Annotated in this window: 12 protein-coding genes and 8 tRNA genes; 5 read left to right on the top strand and 15 right to left on the bottom strand. The window is 37.4% G+C overall.

What is annotated here, in order from left to right:
* Window positions 1–107: 107 nt before the first annotated feature.
* The 5 genes from F8153_RS07110 to F8153_RS07130 all read right to left on the bottom strand — a co-directional run bounded on the left by F8153_RS07110 (window position 108) and on the right by F8153_RS07130 (window position 5,931).
* Window positions 108–1,433 (bottom strand): ABC transporter permease, encoded by a 1,326-nt coding sequence (locus F8153_RS07110; RefSeq protein WP_151865692.1) that lies wholly within the window; start codon window positions 1,431–1,433, stop codon window positions 108–110.
* On the bottom strand, window positions 1,420–3,834 hold the full coding sequence (locus F8153_RS07115; RefSeq protein ID WP_151865693.1) for a COG1361 S-layer family protein: 2,415 nt from the start codon (window positions 3,832–3,834) through the stop codon (window positions 1,420–1,422). Before F8153_RS07115 ends, F8153_RS07110 begins: the two co-directional genes overlap by 14 nt.
* On the bottom strand, window positions 3,831–4,541 hold the full coding sequence (locus F8153_RS07120; RefSeq protein WP_151865694.1) for an ABC transporter ATP-binding protein: 711 nt from the start codon (window positions 4,539–4,541) through the stop codon (window positions 3,831–3,833). Before F8153_RS07120 ends, F8153_RS07115 begins: the two co-directional genes overlap by 4 nt.
* A gap of 364 nt (window positions 4,542–4,905) precedes the next feature.
* The gene (locus F8153_RS07125) at window positions 4,906–5,109 is read right to left on the bottom strand and encodes an alpha/beta-type small acid-soluble spore protein (RefSeq protein WP_192929704.1); all 204 of its coding nucleotides are present in this window, start codon (window positions 5,107–5,109) and stop codon (window positions 4,906–4,908) included.
* 75 nt (window positions 5,110–5,184) lie between these two features.
* Window positions 5,185–5,931: an SDR family NAD(P)-dependent oxidoreductase gene (locus F8153_RS07130; RefSeq protein ID WP_151865696.1), complete on the bottom strand. Its 747-nt coding sequence runs from the start codon at window positions 5,929–5,931 to the stop codon at window positions 5,185–5,187.
* Between the two features lie 203 nt (window positions 5,932–6,134).
* Between F8153_RS07130 and deoD the strand changes: the two genes are divergently transcribed.
* From deoD to F8153_RS07145, 3 genes are all read left to right on the top strand, one after another.
* Window positions 6,135–6,845 (top strand): purine-nucleoside phosphorylase, encoded by a 711-nt coding sequence (deoD, locus tag F8153_RS07135; protein WP_151865697.1) that lies wholly within the window; start codon window positions 6,135–6,137, stop codon window positions 6,843–6,845.
* A gap of 200 nt (window positions 6,846–7,045) precedes the next feature.
* Window positions 7,046–8,023 carry a PstS family phosphate ABC transporter substrate-binding protein gene (locus F8153_RS07140; RefSeq protein ID WP_151865698.1) on the top strand — a complete coding sequence of 326 codons (978 nt, stop codon included), beginning with the start codon at window positions 7,046–7,048 and terminating at the stop codon, window positions 8,021–8,023.
* Window positions 8,007–9,581, top strand: a complete 1,575-nt coding sequence (locus F8153_RS07145) for an RsiV family protein (protein WP_151865699.1) — start codon at window positions 8,007–8,009, stop codon at window positions 9,579–9,581. The genes F8153_RS07140 and F8153_RS07145 overlap by 17 nt, the downstream gene beginning before the upstream one ends.
* Before the next feature lie 88 nt (window positions 9,582–9,669).
* On the opposite strand, the gene F8153_RS07150 is transcribed toward F8153_RS07145, so the two are convergent.
* Both F8153_RS07150 and dapA read right to left on the bottom strand, forming a co-directional pair.
* Entirely contained in the window at window positions 9,670–10,692 is a 1,023-nt protein-coding gene (locus F8153_RS07150; protein WP_151865700.1) for a homoserine dehydrogenase, read from the bottom strand.
* A 23-nt stretch (window positions 10,693–10,715) separates the two neighbouring features.
* A complete protein-coding gene (gene dapA, locus F8153_RS07155; protein WP_151865701.1) occupies window positions 10,716–11,600 on the bottom strand; it encodes a 4-hydroxy-tetrahydrodipicolinate synthase in 885 nt (294 codons plus the stop codon).
* A 161-nt stretch (window positions 11,601–11,761) separates the two neighbouring features.
* Between dapA and F8153_RS07160 the strand changes: the two genes are divergently transcribed.
* Entirely contained in the window at window positions 11,762–12,502 is a 741-nt protein-coding gene (locus F8153_RS07160) for an N-acetyltransferase (protein WP_151865702.1), read from the top strand.
* Window positions 12,503–12,592: 90 nt separating this feature from the next.
* The gene (locus F8153_RS16725; RefSeq protein WP_151865703.1) at window positions 12,593–12,781 is read left to right on the top strand and encodes a tyrosine-type recombinase/integrase; all 189 of its coding nucleotides are present in this window, start codon (window positions 12,593–12,595) and stop codon (window positions 12,779–12,781) included.
* A 104-nt stretch (window positions 12,782–12,885) separates the two neighbouring features.
* Here the strand turns inward: F8153_RS16725 and F8153_RS07170 are convergent.
* From F8153_RS07170 to F8153_RS07205, 8 genes are all read right to left on the bottom strand, one after another.
* Window positions 12,886–12,962 (bottom strand) — tRNA-Arg (locus F8153_RS07170).
* Window positions 12,963–12,966: 4 nt separating this feature from the next.
* A tRNA-Cys gene (locus F8153_RS07175) sits at window positions 12,967–13,041 on the bottom strand.
* A gap of 9 nt (window positions 13,042–13,050) precedes the next feature.
* Window positions 13,051–13,126 (bottom strand) — tRNA-Lys (locus F8153_RS07180).
* Between the two features lie 4 nt (window positions 13,127–13,130).
* A tRNA-Gln gene (locus tag F8153_RS07185) sits at window positions 13,131–13,206 on the bottom strand.
* A gap of 109 nt (window positions 13,207–13,315) precedes the next feature.
* Window positions 13,316–13,391 (bottom strand) — tRNA-His (locus F8153_RS07190).
* A gap of 17 nt (window positions 13,392–13,408) precedes the next feature.
* A tRNA-Gly gene (locus tag F8153_RS07195) sits at window positions 13,409–13,483 on the bottom strand.
* A gap of 5 nt (window positions 13,484–13,488) precedes the next feature.
* Window positions 13,489–13,571: transfer RNA gene (locus tag F8153_RS07200), tRNA-Leu, on the bottom strand.
* Window positions 13,572–13,643: 72 nt separating this feature from the next.
* Window positions 13,644–13,728: transfer RNA gene (locus tag F8153_RS07205), tRNA-Tyr, on the bottom strand.
* Window positions 13,729–13,860: the final 132 nt, after the last annotated feature.

Genomic DNA, 13,860 nt, shown 5'->3' on the forward strand with positions numbered 1-13,860 from the left:
AATTTACATTTTCACTCAACCTAATATTAACCAATTTAACATGAATTTACTCATTAGAAAAGGGGCTATTTTAAGCCCCTAATAAATCTTCCCATATAACAAATTCACTATTCTGTTTTAATTGCCTCTAAAGCACTTAGCTTCATAGCTCTTCTAGCAGGATAAAAGCCTGAGATTATTCCCACTACAGTTGTAAATACAATCGTTGCTATGCTCAGCCATAGGGGTATTATTGAGATTCTACCCCCTTCACCCATCGGTCCGAAAAAGTTTATAAACTTAAAGCCAAAAGAGTTTAATAAATACGATAAAGCATAGCTAAGTCCAATACCCACAGCCCCTCCAGAAAACCCAATGATGCCAGCCTCAAGAAGAAACAACCGTCTTATATTTGGTAGAGTTGCACCAATTACCTTCATGATTCCAATTTCTCGAGTTCTCTCATAAATGGACATGATCATAGTGTTTGTTATTCCTAAGGCAGCTACCAAAAGAGATACTGCTCCTATTCCACCTAAAACACCCTGGATAATTGATGCAGTCCTCTGCATAGACTCTAAAAAGTCTGTTAAACTATATGCGTCGTAACCCATATCCTTAATTTCATTCTGAATCCTGGTTACATCCTTCATATTCTTTACCTTCACCATAATCTCATTATATCCCTGTTGCTGCTGATTTCTACCACCACCAGGAATTCCTTGAGATTTTTGATATCGATTATTCTCATCTATCAGTTTTTTTAGCTGATGGATAGACATAAATATATAATAATCGTTGTTATAGTCCCCCTCCTTTAATATCCCAACCCCCTTAATCTTATAGGGTTTGGGTGGTTTGCTATCTGGGTCATAGCTCTCAAAGGTAAGCTCTAACCGATCCTGCAGCACATCTACCTTAGCCTCACCACCAAATCCTTGGTAGAATCCCCTTGACCGGGAGTCAAAGAAGGTTTGTGGAACATGGCTACCAAATACTACATTTAAAGTATCTCCCTCTTCCAATAATCTCCCTTCCATTGTCTCAAACTCAAAGTGCTTCATAGCATTGGGTTCTATCCCCTTTATAGAGGCATGGGCTTCGTATCTACCAGATGTAATTTTGAAATAACTATGTAAAACAGGAGTAACTGCCTCTACTCCATTTAATTGAGAAAAGTTAGCGACGGATTGATCATCGAGGGTAGTAGGTTGACTACTTCTTCCACCCATGGGGCTGTCGCTCCACATATAGGGAGGAGTAACTGTAATTATATGGAGGCTCCCCATTTTGCTAATTTCCCTCATATAGCTCTCATTCATTCCAAATCCCAAGGATACCATAATTACTATCGAAGTGGTTCCTATTATAACTCCAAGAACAGTCAAGAATGTTCTAAGCTTTCTTCTCCACAAGTTTCTAAATCCCATACTAATTAGATCAATAGACCTCATCAGCTTCCATACCCTTTCTCTTTTTTATTTTCCTCCATATTATGAAGCCTACCGTAGCTACAGCCAGAGTGATGAAAGCCCAAAATATCTTGCTCTTTAATAGTTTCTTACCAAAGGATTCTTGTGGTGGCTCCATAGGAAATTCTCCACCCTCCCCTGGAAACTCCATTTGCATTTCAGTTATATTTAGAGATATTGGCTTCCTAAGCTCCATCGCCTCTCCTGCAGAATCCTCATATGAAAAGACAACATTCCCTTCCAATAATCCCACTTCATTAGGAATAATCATTGCTTCAAAATATTCATTGCTTCCCGCTTCAAAGTTTCCTACAAAATATGTTCCATTTTGCGAAGTAAAATTACCCTCTAACTTAACAACTAGGTTGTTTATGGTTGTCTTGCCCATATTATAAAATTCTAGAAAAATGGGTAGTGGATAACCCATAGGCTGCTCAGGGGGTAAAACAATGTCATTAACCTCTAATCTTGTTTGTTGAACAACAGGTATGCCAATAAGCTCAGTTGCTGTATACTCATTACCTTCTTGATCCTGGTATTCAAAATTAGCAGTAATGGTATAGGTTTTAGGGTCTGCGTCGGGTATTGTGTATAATGTAACTTTTTTCTCATGGCTACTCTTTGGAGATATATAATCTATAAAGAAAGTGTTACTACTATTAACTGGTGTAAAAACACTACCGCTTTCATCAGTAGATTCATTTACTGTAAGATAAATCTTAATGTTTTCTACAGACTTCTCCTTATTAGTATTCATAAAGGATACTGTAAGGTCAAAGGTTTCTCCTGCTCTAACTATACCCGGTTCAAAACTATATTTGTCAATAATAATTTTAGGAGTGCTTTTTTTATTGGGATCAGGATTGTTAACAAAAACACCATAATATTGAGTTATTTTCTTCTTGACTGTAACCCCCTTTTCTAGGGTATCATATTCAATTTCTATTAGAATCGGATGACTTTGGGTTTTTGCATCAAATGAAGTATAAAAACTAAAATCCATGTTTTCTGTAGTTGCTTCCTCCATTTTATTTAAAACCTGTAGATTCTGACTTTTGGGAAGAAAAGATGTCCCCCCATCCACCATAACCTTTACATTGGTAACAGGACCGGTACCAACGTTGGATATATCAAATTGAAGGGTGAAATCCTCATTTACTTCCACCTCTTCTGTAGGGCCTTTAATATTGGCTATTTTTATATCTCCACTTCCTGAGGTTTCCCCACCAACAGGTATAAAGAAGGTGAAGTCCTCGTCATAGGCCTTGTTCTCTTGATCTTTATAGCTAACATTAAGGGTTAAGCTATGATTACCATTACCTAATTGGGGAGAGGCATGGAGATTATAGACAAAGGTTTCCTCCGCTAGACCATTTATCTCTCTCTTATAGGAGGTATTGGTTCCATTAAGAACAGTAAATCCATTAGTATCTAGACCCTCTAAAGTCACTGTTAAATTCTTGGCCGTTAAAGAACCTTCATTTTTTAGCTTAATGAACAGAAAAGCATCAGAGCCAGCTTCAATGGCCTTTGGCTGAGTGATAATGCTTTCAACTGAAAATCTAGGAGGAGTATTGGTGTTTCTCACTTTAAAATACAAAGTTTCAGTTGTTTCAAATACATCACCAAAGGTATTAACATAATCGATTTTAAATTTTATAGGGTAAGAGTCGGGGACAGCTGAATCCTTAATTCTAAAACTAAACGTCACCTTTTCCGTTTTATTCGACTTTATTTCAGTAATAATTTTTTTTGATTTTTGGTTTTCATATACAAAGGGTTGATTCGCCACATCATCAATTATAGGTGTGATAATTATGTTCTTAGCTTGATGACTGCTATTGTTTTTAAATGTCAAGGTTACATCCATCAACTTTCCTGCATCACCTGGAGTATTTGTAAAGCTATCTATGATTATCCTTGGTACATACTTAGAGGTATCCCTTGGTGCTGAAGGTGTTTGTGTATCTGAGGTTTTTACAGCCGAAATACCAATAACATCAGAAATTTCGTAGTTATCTAAGCCCACCTTATAGGTCATTGTAATAGGTAGTTTGTTATTTCCTCCGTCGTAAACAAGATCGACTGTAACTGATTCTGTAACTCCACTTGCTAATGAATCTGTAATCAATTTCTTTGATCCAGTTGCATTGGGGTAAAAGGATGTGTTGTCATCAATTATAAGGTATAAGTCTGTTACAGTATACCCTGAATTATTTGTAATATCTAAGGTTAATTCAAAGGTATCCCCTTCATGTATAGACGATTCATTAGTCGTATAATTAGTAATTATTAAATCCGTGTTATTTGCATATGTATAATTCATTGGAAATATTGAAAGGATTAAAAACAATATGATTATAATGGATAATACTTTCTTCAACTTAATGCCCCCTCTTTTTCTAGGTTATCAACTATTTTTTCAATAGAGCCATCCCGGATATATATAACCCGATCTGCATATTTTGAAATTTCAACATCATGAGTTACTATGACTAGGGTTTGATTGTTTTCCTTAGCCATTGAGGTTATCAGCTCCATAACCTCTTGAGAGGTTTTTGTATCTAGATTTCCTGTGGGCTCGTCAGCAAAGATAATCTCAGGATTTCCTATAAAGGCCCTGGCAATACTTACCCTCTGCTGCTGCCCGCCACTCATTTGGGATGGCTTATGTTTCAGTCTATCTCCTAAACCTACTGCCCTTAATAGAGATGCAGCTTTCTTGTCCCGAAGCTTTCTATTAACCCCTTTAAAGGTTAAGGGTATACTTACATTTTCCATAGCTGTAAGCATAGGCAACAAGTTATAGGATTGAAATACAAATCCTATATTCATTTGACGAAACTTCGCCAATTGATTTTCCTTAAGCTTGTGAATCATGGCATTTTTTATTCTTATTTCTCCCTTGCTTGGCTTTTCCAAACCCGCCAATAGATGCAGGAGTGTACTCTTACCTGAACCTGAGGTGCCCAACAAACAATAAAACTTACCCTTTTCCATGGAAAGGTTTATATTACTTAAGGCTGATATTTTTTCATCTCCCATCCTATAGATTTTACTCACATTTTTTACTTCAATAATACAACTCATTCATTCACCTGCCTTGTTAAAAATATAACTATAATATTTTTAGTATAATCCTAAAATATATTACAATCAATCTAATATTTGGAACATAAGAAAAAAAGCATTTCATGGGTTATTGCTACATTGTTAAAATGCTTTTGTTTTCCAGAGAACCCATGAGTTCTCTAGGACGCTACCGCTGTATTCTCCTTATTATGATAAGGGAGTTACCCCCTTAAAAACCCCCATTTAATAGGATACAAACAAAACTTTCCTATTAAATGAAAAAAATTCCACCTATCCTATAGACGAATTTTTATGCAAAAAAGTTCCTATTAAGAAAAAAGCCTTAAAGATTATGATTATCCTTAAGGCTCTACCCAACAATTTATTCTTTTCCATTGGTAAGGCTTCTCTCAGCCATTTCAATCATCCTTTTAGTCATATTGCCTCCAACCTTACCACCTCTAAAGACATTATGAATATCGTGCTTGTTATTTAACTCATTTGCCACACCAATTTCATTGGCGATTTCGATCTTTAAGTCCTGTAAAGCCCTCATAGCATTTGGATCCACTGGTATCTTGGCCATCATATCACCTCACATTGTTTTATGATTAATTTTTGATTTCACAGAAATTTTATGTAAGGTAAATTTTATAATATTCTATCTTTCGTAGATCATTTTCTTGGTCATTCCACCGTCTATGACGATGTTTTCTCCATTAATAAAGTCATTATCCTCCCCTGTCAAGAAAATACAAGCCTTAGCAATATCATCGGGAGTACCAACCCTTTGTGAAAAATGCTGAGTATGATCAATTTGTCTAAGTCCCTCATAATCCTTAGTCTCTATCCAACCAGGACTAATACAATTGACACGAATTCCATCCTTAGAAAAGGAGGCGGTCAATGCATGAGTTAGGGCTATAATTCCTCCCTTAGAGGCAGCATAGGCCTCCGAGTTTTCTTCCGACATAAGACCACGGGTTGATGCAATATTTACAATGGCTCCTCCACCTTTTGTCTTCATATATTTAGCAGCTTCTCTAGCAGCAAGAAAATAACTGCGCAAATTTGTGTTTATCACCAAATCCCATTCATCTACAGCTAGTTCATAGGGAGATTTCCAAAGAGATATCCCCACATTGTTTATTAGAATATCTATTCCTCCATAAAGCTCTACAGTGTCCTCTATAAGTTCTTTAATATTGGCTGGTTTACATACATCCACCTTTATAAAGTTGGCAACCCCGCCATCTTCTTTAATCTCCTTTATTAAATCTTCACCTGCTGTAATATCAACATCCCCAACAACCACCTTTGCCTTCAATCTTCCGTAGTATTTTGCTATACATCTACCTATACCATTGGCTCCACCAGTAACAATCACCACTTTATCTTGAAAACTCAAATTGATCACCCCTCATTTAATAATAGTTTAGTTATGAATCCTTCGAAGAAAAAACTTACATAAATCTATTCAATTATGCTATCATAATAGATATTACCCATAATAGCATTTGTTATATAACCTTCGATAATTATGACAAATGTCCTTTTAAAGTTTGAGTAGATAGTTATATAATTTACATATAAATCAAAGGAGGAGATTTAATGCTACCAACTGCCCATAATGCTGCAAAGGAAGGGGAAATTGCAAAAACCGTTTTAATGGCCGGTGACCCCCTGCGAGCTAAGTTCATTGCAGAAAACTATTTACAGGATATCCATTGCTATAATAGTGTTAGAGGAATGCTAGGCTACACAGGCCTTTACAAGGGTAAAAGAATTTCTGTACAGGGTCATGGTATGGGGATGCCTTCCTTAGGGATATATACCTACGAGTTGTATAATTTTTACAATGTTGAAAATATCATAAGGGTTGGTTCTGCTGGTGCCATAAAAGAAGATGTAAAGCTTATGGATATTGTGTTTGCCATGGGAGCTTCTACCGATTCCAATTATGCCAATCAGTATCAGTTGAAGGGTACCTTTTCACCCACTGCTACCTACCATCTTCTTGAAAAAGCAGTTGCTGTTGCTAAGGAAAAAAATCATAAGTATCACGTGGGTAATGTCCTTACCTCCGATATTTTTTATGGTGATTCTGTAAGCCCCTTAGATTGGAGTAAGATGGGGGTTTTGGCTGTCGAAATGGAGGCAGCAGCCCTCTATATGAATGCAGCTAGAGCTAACAAGAATGCCCTTTGCATTCTAACAATTTCCGATGAGGTTCATAGTGGAAGGCAATTATCATCCCACGATAGACAAGTAAGCTTTACTACTATGATGGAAATCGCATTAGAATTAGCCATCGAATTATAATTTAAAATTGAAAGGCTATTAGGAGGGTAATTTCTTAATAGCCTTTTATTATGGTTTATATTATCTTATCCATAGATAATTCCTTATAATAGATTAATTTTTTGTAATGACTGGTTGTGAATCAAGTATGATATTTACAAATATGTTAATATATAATTAAATATTATTGATTAAATTATAACAAAAGGAGATTGGGAGATATGATAAAAAGATTATTCATCTATATTACTTTAATAGCAATGCTAGCTTCTATGGTATTAGCCTGTAGTCCAAAAAATACAATAACAGAAAAACCACAGGATAATCAGCAGCAAACTCCACCTGAGGAAAATCCCCAGCAGGAAAATCCTCAGCAGGAAAATCCTCCATCAGAGGATACCCTTTCCTTCACCCTGGATTCATACCCAATTGTTGATGGTTCAACTGTAACCATACCATTATCGGAAGCCATTGCTGCAGAGCTTATAGGCATGGAGATAGAAGAGGTAAGACCCTATATTCTTCATAATAAAACCCATAATGCCTATGTGAACCTTATTGAAAAAAAGGCGGATCTTATTTTCGTAACCAGCCCATCAGAGGATGAGCTTAAATTAGCAGAGGAACACAACGTCAAGCTAGAGGTGATTCCAATTGTCAGTGAGGCCTTTGTATTTTTAGCCAATGCTGAAAATCCCGTTGAGGGATTAACCTTACAGGAGATTAAAGATATCTATACAGGAAAAATCACCAATTGGAAAGAGGTTGGTGGTGATGATGTAGAAATCGTTGCGTATCAAAGACCTAGAAACTCTGGTAGCCAAACTGGCTTTTTAGATTTAGTGATGAAGGATGCAATGCCAGTTGAGCCCCCTACTGAGAAGATTAGGGCAGAGATGGGAGAATTGATTGATGCTGTAGCCTCCTATAAAAACCAGCCAGATGCTTTAGGATATTCCTACTATTACTTTGTAGTAGATATGTGGGGTAATGATAAGGTTAAACTCTTGGAGGTGGATGGTATATATCCTAATAAGGATACTATTAGAACAGGTGAGTACCCAATTAAAACTGCCTATTATGCCGTATTCAGAAGGGATGAAGCCAGTGATAGCCCCGTAAGAAAGGTAGTAGAATGGATTTTATCGGAAAGGGGTCAGCAGATTGCTGAGGAGGCAGGCTATGTTAAGATTAAATAGGTTCTTAATAATTGTATTGGTAATAATGATGTCTTTCTCTATGCTCCTTACCGGATGTTCTCCAAAGGAGGAAAACACCGCTGGAGAACCTGATACCGGCGAAAACATAGTATCAGCACCAGAGGCTGATGACCCTAGTAATTCCACAGAGGAACCTACAACTGATCCAACACAGCCTGAGGAGGCTTCCCATAGGAAAAAGGTATTTGCCCCTGTAGAAATTTCCTATGTGATACCGAATCCCATAGATATAACCTACGAGGATGTAAATAATGCAGGTAAATCCTCTGAAAGAAGATTTAAAATAGTTGGCCTTAAAAATAAAGAAGTAGAAGAAGGGATAAATCAGGTAATAGTAGATATATTTGAAGGATTTAAATCTAATGATTTACCACCCTATCGTGGGATTAAGGCTGTAATTCCAGATAGCTCTATGGTTATTCATTCTAATATCGATGGCCACATACCCTTTAACTATAATAATGTTATTTCAGTATGTATCTATTCCCACACAGCCTATGCCTCCCCCACTAAAAGAGGGGGAACGCCTTTAAGTAACAATCCCCAATATGTTAATCAAATCGAGGGGGTTACTTTAGATTTAAATACTGGAGAAAAGTTAAAATTAAAGGATATTTTCGCAGACAATGTTGATTATATTTCCATATTAAATGACCATATAACAAAAGCAATTAACCAAAGCAATGCCACCGATGAAGGATATTTCATTACACAATATCCAGACTTCAAGCTAGTTGCTCCCTTTAAGGGTATCACTGAAGATCAAAAATTTTATTTAAACAATAGTGGACTTACTCTGGTTTTTGACTATAGAAACCCAGAATTCGATAATAGATTTAATGCAACTACTATATATATAGACTTTTATGAAATAAAGGAAAACCTAGCTATTACAGAAAGATTCTATAATGAAGGGGTTAACCTCTTTGAAAAGGACCAAAATAATAAAGAATTTCTTCAAGGAGGTCCAAGGGATTTCTTTAATGAAAGCAAATTCGAAGTTTTCGGTAACCTTGAGCTCCATTCCTTTATGAGTTATCCAAACACCTTACCAGAAAACATTTTAGAAATCATCATGGAGCTGCCATCCAGCTACCAAGGGTATATTGATGAGTTAAGTAAATCTGAAGAGAAGGTCTTCGCTGACCAATACATTTCTGTCCACCAAGTAGCTAAATATACCAACATCAGTACTGGTTTTACTTCATATCAAGATGACCAGTATTGGGGAGAGTCTCAGATGTATTGCTACGATGAGGATTTTAATCTTCTTAAGATTGAGGATTTGTTTATTGAAGACTTTGATTACGAAGGGTTTATCAAAGAAAGAATTCAGAAGGAACTAATTAACTTCAATATTTCCAATGACATCTCAATAGATGAGCTTTATAAAGGTTTACAATTTAAGATTGAGCCATCAGCCCTTGTTTTTATCACAGAGTCCTTTGACTGGGGCCAACAAAGAGGAAGGCAACCAATACATGTATTTATTCCCTTTACCGACTTGGATGCTGATGATTTAAGGATATTTGAATAATGGGACAAGGGTACAGGGCCGATGTCCCAGCAATCAGCTGGGTCATTGGCCCATTTCTCTATATCATCTACAATTATGCCTCCAAGATTTAAAATTTATATCCTCTATGGATGTTGATTAAATCTCTTAGAATAGAGGCTGCAGCAGGGGTTACCCCCGATGCGCCACCTATCATTGTTAGATCCCCTAAGGTATCAGAGGTGTATCTTACCCCTTTGTTTTTGCCATCTACACCATAGAGGGGATGGTCCTTCTCTAGCTTTTCTAGCTTAACGGACATCTCCAAGGTGTGATCTTTTCTTATGGATCTTCCAACTAGCTTAAACTTTTTTCCCTCTTCCTTGGCTTTTATAATATCCTCTTTTGTAAGCTGTGTGATTCCTGCCACAGAAATATCCTTTAAGGTCTTTTCTTCCTTCATTATTACATTAGTTATAATCAGTAGCTTCGAGGCCGTATCCCACCCCTCTACATCTAAAGAGGGATCTGTTTCAGCAATCCCCATCTGCTGGGCCTTCTTTAAGGCTTCGTCATAGGACACATGGCCATCCTCCATCTCTTTAATGATGTAGTTGGTAGTTCCATTTAAAACCCCCTCTATAGAGAGGACATTAGAACCCGCCATATCCATAATTCCACCATTTATTGTGGGTAGAGCTCCCCCAGAGGTACAACCAATGCAAAGCTGTACATTGTTTTCTATTGCAATTTCTCTAAGTTTTTTATAATTCAGCAATATGGGCCCTTTATTAGCCGTTGCCACATGGAATCCCTTTTCTAAAGACTTTATTATATGGGTCATTCCAGGCTCTCCAGTTTCTTTATTGGTGGGGGTCAACTCTATAACAAGATCAACATCTTTATTTTCCAGAATTTTGTGAAAGGTAACCTCTGCTGAAGCTCCATTAGGATATTTCGTTATGTCCCTTTCATCTCTTGAAAATTCCACTAAAGAGGCTAAATCAATCCCTTCAGGGTTATAAATCCCTCCCTTGCTACCAATTACATAAATAACCTGTAGGCCGATTTCTTTTAACTCCTCTTTTTTATTAACCAATAACTCCACTAATGCCCTTCCTACGCCACCGTAGCCTATGATTGCAATTCTCATCTTAAAGCCCTCCCTATCTGCACCTATTTTATTGCCCCATATCTTTTAAGAGCGTCCTCAACCAACTGAATTTTATCCATGCTTAATGCTTGTAAAGGCCTTCTAACCTCTCCACCATCATAGTCTAATAGATCTAGAGCCACTTTAAGGGCAGGAACCCCAAATCCACTGGTTACTAAATGATTAATTTCAAGGATTTTCAGTTGTAGCTCCTTTGCCTCTTCTATTTTACCTTCTTTAAACAAAGCAACCAGTCTACAGCAGTCCTCAGGTAGAATATTGGCTAGGGCAAGGGTAGCCCCCCTGGCCCCAACAGTAAGAGCTGGCAACAAATATCCGGCATTACCTGCGAAAACAGCAAAATCCTTGTCCGCATCACGACCAATTTCCGATAGCTGCACAATATTTCCGGAGGTATCCTTTATACCCACTATATTAGGGTGCTTCGATAGCTTGGCTATAAGGGAAGAAGATAAATTAATCCCTGTATTCCCTGGCATGTTATAAATCATCAGGGGAATGGGGCATTCCTCAGCCACATCTATAAAATATTGATATAGTAAAGCTTCCTTCATTCCTCCCTTATAATAATGGGGCGGCAACACTAAAACTCCATCTGCTCCAAGGTCTGCCACCTCTTTACTAAATCTAATAGTCTCTTTAGTAGACTCATAGGTGGTACCTACGATGATTTTTTTATCTCTATTGAAATGATCTATGGTAAACTTCACCAGATCCAACTTTTCCTCATGGGAAAGGTAAACAAACTCTCCGTTTGAACCCAAAACCACTATACCATCTAAATCCGTTTTTCCCCACTTTTCCAAGTTTCTTTGCATTTTTCCATAGTCGATAGCTTCATCCCTCTTAAAGGGTGTAACGATCGGTGTGTATATTCCATGAAACATTTTATTACCTCCTAAAATATTCTTATATAATATTTTAACATTTATTATGTATTAAGTATTAAATAAATTTAAACATGACATCCAGCTGTCATATTAGATATGATATACTAGCTATAATTAAAGGAATTTACATATATAAAACCTATTCAGGAGGTAACACTATGGACTTTATTAATATAACCTTAGATAATATTGAGGAAGAGCATTTGTGCTGTGCAATTTCTGACAAGAAGCATCAGCAAGGAGTATTTGATAAAAAAGAATGGCTGATTAAAAGATTTCAAGAGAGTCATGTTTTCAGAAAACTAAATACAAAGGGAAAGGTTTTTATAGAATATGCACCATTGGAAAAAGCTTGGGTGCCTGTCATTGGTGATAACTATCTCTATATTTATTGTCTATGGGTATCTGGAAAGTTTAAAGGGATGGGCTATGGAAAGGCCTTACTGGAATATTCTATTGCTGATGCCAAAGCCCAGAACAAATCTGGTCTTTGTGTAATTACCTCCAAAAAGAAGACTCCCTTTCTTTCAGATAAACGGTTTCTCCTAAAATATGGATTTAAAATGGTGGACTCAATTGATGAGAACTATGAACTCCTTGCCCTATCCTTTGATGGATCAAACCCATCCTTTGCAGATAAAGCAAGGAAACAGACAATTGAATCAAACAATCTAACAATTTATTATGGCCTACAATGTCCATACATCCCAAATTGCATTGAAGAAGTTAAAAATTATTGCCGTGACAATCATATCACCTTAGATTTAGTTAAAATCGATACCCTTGAAAAAGCAAAAAATGTCCCCGGTGTCTTCAACAACTGGGCAGTGTTTTATAATAGAAGGTTTGTGACAGTTCATTTACTGAATGAAGGTTATTTGAAGAAAATGATAGATTAGTGGCTCTACCAAGCTAGCATTCAATGTATAACTAAAAGTAAGTAATCTTAATTAGAAATAAACTACAAGTGGGACAAGGGGACAGGTTTTATGTCCCATACATTTGCTACCCGTTACCTTATTAATGGAGGAGATGCTTTTAGTCTCCAGATGATACTAGGTCACACATCATTAGAAATGACAAGAATGTATTCGCATCTTGCAAGTTCATATACTGTTAAAAACTTTCATAAGCTTTCGACATTGGACATTTTAATAGGTCAGAATGATAGGTTATAGCGTTACTTTTAAAACCCTAAAACCATTGAATTTGATACAAAAAAAACATTTCATTATAAAGAAAAACCTGTAAAATCATAGATTTTATCAGGTTTCTTCTATTTTGGTGCGCCCAGAGAGATTCGAACTCCCGACCTTTTGATTCGTAGTCAAACACTCTATCCAGCTGAGCTATGGGCGCGTATTGGAGGCGACACCCAGATTTGAACTGGGGAATAAAGGTTTTGCAGACCTCTGCCTTACCACTTGGCTATGCCGCCATATTAAGTTGGTGACCCATCCGCGACTCGAACGCGGGACACCCTGATTAAAAGTCAGGTGCTCTACCGACTGAGCTAATGGGTCGTGATGGCTGGGATAGTAGGACTCGAACCTACGAATGACGGAGTCAAAGTCCGTTGCCTTACCAACTTGGCTATATCCCAACATAAATAAATGAATAACTAATAACTAATAACTAATAGTGTATGGGTTCAAATCACTTGTATTAAACACTCTTCATTATTCACTATTAACTATTCACTGTTTTTTAAATGGGGTGGATGATGGGATTCGAACCCACGAGTGCAGGAGCCACAATCCTGTGTCTTAACCACTTGACTACATCCACCATGTCTATTAAATAAATGGAGCGGAAGACGGGACTCGAACCCGCGACCCTCGCCTTGGCAAGGCGATGCTCTACCACTGAGCCACTTCCGCTAATTTGGTGCGGGTGGAGGGACTTGAACCCCCACGGTAACCCGCTAGATCCTAAGTCTAGTGCGTCTGCCAATTCCGCCACACCCGCATATTATTTTGAAGTCGGATATCCATTTTTGTCCTTCTCAGGCACTCTGATTTCTGACCTCGAATTTCTAAATGGTGGAGGGAGAAGGATTCGAACCTTCGAAGTCGCTGACAACAGATTTACAGTCTGCCCCCTTTGGCCGCTCGGGAATCCCTCCGTATTGGAAGTCTGATGTCGGTGAGCCAGCAAGCCGGATTGTCAATAAATTCTAAAAGAATTCAATCTCTTTCTGGCACTCTGATTTCCGATTTCTGACCTCTAGTTATTGTGGAGCTGGTGATGGGACTCG

This window comes from Alkaliphilus serpentinus, assembly GCF_009017255.1.
Classification (GTDB): domain Bacteria; phylum Bacillota; class Clostridia; order Peptostreptococcales; family Natronincolaceae; genus Alkaliphilus_D; species Alkaliphilus_D serpentinus.

Bases quoted from the DNA above. Each gene is read 5' to 3' on its own strand.
- F8153_RS07110 (WP_151865692.1), bottom strand. From the start codon at position 1,433: ATGAGGTCTATTGATCTAATTAGTATGGGATTTAGAAACTTGTGGAGA.
- F8153_RS07120 (WP_151865694.1), bottom strand. From the start codon at position 4,541: ATGAGTTGTATTATTGAAGTAAAAAATGTGAGTAAAATCTATAGGATG.
- F8153_RS07125 (WP_192929704.1), bottom strand. From the start codon at position 5,109: ATGGCCAAGATACCAGTGGATCCAAATGCTATGAGGGCTTTACAGGAC.
- deoD (WP_151865697.1), top strand. From the start codon at position 6,135: ATGCTACCAACTGCCCATAATGCTGCAAAGGAAGGGGAAATTGCAAAA.
- F8153_RS07140 (WP_151865698.1), top strand. From the start codon at position 7,046: ATGATAAAAAGATTATTCATCTATATTACTTTAATAGCAATGCTAGCT.
- F8153_RS07145 (WP_151865699.1), top strand. From the start codon at position 8,007: ATGTTAAGATTAAATAGGTTCTTAATAATTGTATTGGTAATAATGATG.
- F8153_RS07150 (WP_151865700.1), bottom strand. From the start codon at position 10,692: ATGAGAATTGCAATCATAGGCTACGGTGGCGTAGGAAGGGCATTAGTG.
- dapA (WP_151865701.1), bottom strand. From the start codon at position 11,600: ATGTTTCATGGAATATACACACCGATCGTTACACCCTTTAAGAGGGAT.
- F8153_RS07160 (WP_151865702.1), top strand. From the start codon at position 11,762: ATGGACTTTATTAATATAACCTTAGATAATATTGAGGAAGAGCATTTG.
- F8153_RS16725 (WP_151865703.1), top strand. From the start codon at position 12,593: ATGTCCCATACATTTGCTACCCGTTACCTTATTAATGGAGGAGATGCT.